The sequence below is a fragment of the Cellulomonas algicola genome (assembly GCF_003851725.1).
GTDB classification, from domain to species: Bacteria; Actinomycetota; Actinomycetes; order Actinomycetales; family Cellulomonadaceae; genus Cellulomonas; species Cellulomonas algicola.
This window is the reverse complement of sequence record NZ_BHYL01000374.1, coordinates 1-3,936: the sequence shown is the minus strand read 5'-3', so window position 1 is coordinate 3,936 and position 3,936 is coordinate 1. Positions and strand designations below refer to the sequence as shown.

Here is a 3,936-nt window from a genome sequence, read left to right as displayed (position 1 = left end):
GATACGAGCGCGCGACCGTCCGGGGATCGACCGTGGCGGGTGAGGACGGGTGCCGGTCCGGGGGTTCGCCCGGTCCGTCCTGATGCCGGCCCTCGTCGGACGCGAGCCGCGTCACACCCGGCCCGCGGGCCCGGGAATTCGGTCGGAGGAGCGTGCGCCCCGGGCGACAATGGTCGCCATGTCCCGCTTCCCCTACGGCGCGCTGCTGCGCCTCCCGGGGGTGGGGCGGCTGTTCGCCGTGTCGTTCGTCGCCCGCATCCCGCACGCCATGACCGGCGTGGTCCTCACGCTGCACGTCGTGACGGCGCTCGACCGCGGCTACGCCCAGGCGGGTCTCGTCGCGGGCGCGATGACGGTGGGCATGGCCGTCGGTGCGCCGTGGCGCGGGCGGCTGGTCGACCGGCTCGGCCTGCGCCGCGCGATCGCGCCGTCCATCGTGGTCGAGTCGGCCGTCTGGGTCGTCGCGCCGCACCTCTCCTACGAGGCGCTCGTGGGCGCGGCCGTGGTCGCCGGGCTGTTCCTCGTGCCCGTGTTCTCGGTGACGCGCCAGTCGCTGTCGGTCATGGTGCCGCTCGCCCAGCAGCGGTCGGCGTTCGCGCTCGACTCGGTCGCCGTCGAGGTGACCTTCATGCTCGCGCCCGTGCTCGGCGTGGTGCTCGCGACCCAGGTGTCCACGTCCGTCGCCCTCACCGTCGTCGGCAGCACGACGGTGCTCGCGGGCGTCCTGCTGTTCTGGGCGAACCCGCCGACGCGCTCGGCCACCCCGCTCGACACCGCAGCGGTCGTCGAGCGCGCGCGGGCCCGCGTGCTCGGACCCGACCTCGTCGTGGTGCTGCTCGCGGCGCTCGCGGCGTCGTTCGTGCTGATCGGCACCGACGTGTCGCTCGTGGCCGCGCTCAACGACGAGGGCCGCGCGTCCGACGTCGGCTGGATGATCGCGCTGTGGGCGGGCGGCTCGGTCGTCGGCGGCCTGGTCCACGGCGCCCGGCGCCGCTCGCCGTCGCCGCTCGCGCTCGTCGCGATCCTGGCGCTCGCGACCGTGCCGGCGGCGTTCGCGCCCGTCCCGGTCTGGCTCGCGCTCGCGGTCGTGCTCGCGGGCCTGCCGTGCGCGCCCGCGCTGTCGTCGATCAACGCGACGCTCGTGCGGCTCGTGCCCGAGCACCGGCGCGGCGAGGTCATGGGCTGGAGCGGGACGATGTCGACCGTCGGCAACGCGCTCGGCGCGCCGCTGTGCGGGTGGGTGATCGACCACGGCACGCCGGGTCACGGCTTCCTCACCGCGGCGGCCGTCGGCGGTGCCGTCGCGGTCGGTGGTCTCGTGGTCCTGCGGGTCACGTCCGCGCGGCGCGGCGGGTCGGTCGACGATGCGGCGCCGCGCGACGACGCCGCTCCCGTGCCTGCCGACGCCGACGGGACGCCGCACGCACGGGCGTCGGCCGCCGCCGACGAGCCGACCGTGGTCACGCCGCGCGAGCCGCTCGCCACCGAGGGTGTCGTCGTGACCGAGGGTGTCGTCGTGAAGGACCCCGCGGGCGTCTGAGGCCCCTCGAAGGACCCCGCGGGTGTCTGACGCCCCTCGCGCCGGCGGCGTCCCGGAACGTCCCACGCCGGGGTTGCGCCGGCGACACCCCCGGCGCGTCAGACGACGCCCGTCGGCCCGGTCGGCGCCTCCGGGTGACAGCGACCCCAGCGTCGGGAGCCGCTCACGCCGTTCAGACGACCGAGCCCGTGAACTTCTCGCCGGGCCCCTCGCCAGGGGCGTCGGGGATGACGGACGCCTCGCGGAACGCGAGCTGGAGGGTGCGGAGCCCGTCGCGCAGCGACCGCGCGTGCTGGTTGCCGATGTCGGGGGCGGACGCCGTGACGAGCGCGGCGAGCGCGGTGATGAGCTTGCGCGCCTCGTCGAGGTCCAGGTACGCGGCACCCGCGCCGTCCGGGCCGTCCTCCGCGAGCCCGCACTTGACGGCGGCGGCGCTCATGAGGTGCACCGCGGCGGTCGTGATGACCTCGACGGCGGCGACGTCCGCGATGTCGCGCGTCGCACCGGTCACCGAGCCGTCGGTCGTCTCGGCGGTGTCGGGGGCGTCGGACGTGGGGGAGTCGGTCATGGGCTCGATCCTCTCACCGCTCATACCCGCCTCCGACCGTCGCAGACCGCTGGCGCCGGCCGTCGAGCCTCTCCTGTCGGGCGCCCGGACGCCCGGCACGACGCCGCGAGGCCGGCGCGCCCGCCCGTCATGCGGGCGCGGCGGACGCGACGAGGCCCCGCCCTGCCGGGGTCGGCGGGACGGGGCCTCGTCGTGCGGGGTCGTGCGGTCAGGCGACCGGGACGCTCGCCGTCGCGGGCTCGCCGGTCTCGACGGGGGCAGCGCCGGTCAGCGCGGCGCGGAGCTGCGCGCCGAGGCCGGCGTCGACCTGCGTCCAGTACTGGATGGCCCGCTCGCGGATGTCGTCGCGGCGCACGCCGCCCACGTGCCCCGTGATCGTCTCGAGGAACCGGGCGCGCGCCGCGTCGTCGAAGACCTCGCGGTAGAGCGTGCCCGCCTGGCCGAAGTCGTCGTCCTCGGCGTGCAGCGTCGCGGCGGCGCGGACCATCGCGCCGTCGGACTCCCACCCGCCGGACTCGCCGGCGCGCGCCGGGTCGGCCGCGGGACCGCCCGCCGAGTTCGGGGCGTAGACCGGGACGTCGGGGGCGGCGAAGGCGATGCGCGCGGCCCCGTCCTTCGAGTACGAGTGCACGTCGGAGTGCGGCGCGTTGACCGGGAGCTGCGCGTGGTTGGTGCCCACGCGGTACCGGTGCGCGTCGGCGTAGGAGAAGATCCGCGCGAGCAGCATCTTGTCGGGGCTGGCGCCGATGCCGGGGACGAAGTTCGACGGGGCGAACGTCGCCTGCTCGATCTGCGCGAAGTAGTTCTCGGGGTTGCGGTTGAGCTCCATGACGCCGACCTCGACCAGCGGGTAGTCCGCGTGCGGCCACACCTTCGTGAGGTCGAACGGGTTGAAGCGGTACGTCGTCGCGTCCTGGTACGGCATGACCTGGACCGACAGGGTCCAGCGCGGGAAGTCGCCGGCCTCGATGTGGCCGAACAGGTCGCGGATGTGGTGGTCGGCGTCGGACCCGGCGAGCTGCGCGGCCTCGTCGGCCGTGAGGTTGTCGATGCCCTGCTGGGTCGTGAAGTGGTACTTGACCCAGAACCGCTCGCCCGCGGCGTTGACCCACTGGTAGGTGTGCGAGCCGAAGCCGTCCATGTGGCGCCACGACGACGGCAGACCGCGGTCGCCCATGAGCCACGTGACCTGGTGCGCCGACTCCGGCGACAGCGTCCAGAAGTCCCACTGCATGTCGTTGTCGCGCAGGTGCGAGCCGGGCAGGCGCTTCTGCGAGCGGATGAAGTCGGGGAACTTGATCCCGTCGCGGATGAAGAAGACCGGGGTGTTGTTGCCGACGAGGTCGTAGTTGCCCTCGGACGTGTAGAACTTCAGCGCGAACCCGCGGGGGTCGCGCCACGTGTCGGGCGAGCCGTTCTCGCCCGCGACCGACGAGAAGCGCGCGAGCATCTCGGTCTGCACACCCGGCTGGAACAGCGCGGCACGCGTGTAGGCGGACACGTCGCCCGTCGTCGTGAACGTGCCGAACGCGCCGCCGCCCTTGGCGTGGACCACGCGCTCGGGTACGCGCTCGCGGTTGAACTGCGCGAGCTTCTCGACGAGGTAGTGGTCGTGCAGGACGATCGGACCGTCGGCGCCGACGGCGAGCGAGTGCGCGTCGGAGGCGACGGGGGCGCCGCTGTTCGTCGTCGTCGGGGGCACGTGAGACATGGGTGTCCTCTCCAGGGTGGGTGGTGCGACGCGCGACCCGGGTACCGGGCGCCCGTCAGGGCCGGCGTGCTCGGCGGTCGCCGGGCGGCCGGTCAGTCGGCGGCGGCGGCCGCGGCC

Annotated in this window: 3 protein-coding genes; 1 reads left to right on the top strand and 2 read right to left on the bottom strand. The window is 74.9% G+C overall.

Annotation, left to right across the window (positions count from 1 at the left end; genetic code table 11):
* Nucleotides 1-178: 178 nt before the first annotated feature.
* A complete protein-coding gene (locus tag CTKZ_RS19330; RefSeq protein WP_235843564.1) occupies nucleotides 179-1,540 on the top strand; it encodes an MFS transporter in 1,362 nt (453 codons plus the stop codon).
* Nucleotides 1,541-1,712: 172 nt separating this feature from the next.
* On the opposite strand, the gene CTKZ_RS19325 is transcribed toward CTKZ_RS19330, so the two are convergent.
* Nucleotides 1,713-2,108, bottom strand: coding sequence for a DUF1844 domain-containing protein (locus tag CTKZ_RS19325; RefSeq protein ID WP_225916911.1), 396 nt, complete (start codon nucleotides 2,106-2,108; stop codon nucleotides 1,713-1,715).
* 208 nt (nucleotides 2,109-2,316) lie between these two features.
* Nucleotides 2,317-3,819, bottom strand: a complete 1,503-nt coding sequence (locus CTKZ_RS19320; protein WP_124344442.1) for a catalase — start codon at nucleotides 3,817-3,819, stop codon at nucleotides 2,317-2,319.
* Nucleotides 3,820-3,936 lie beyond the last annotated feature (117 nt).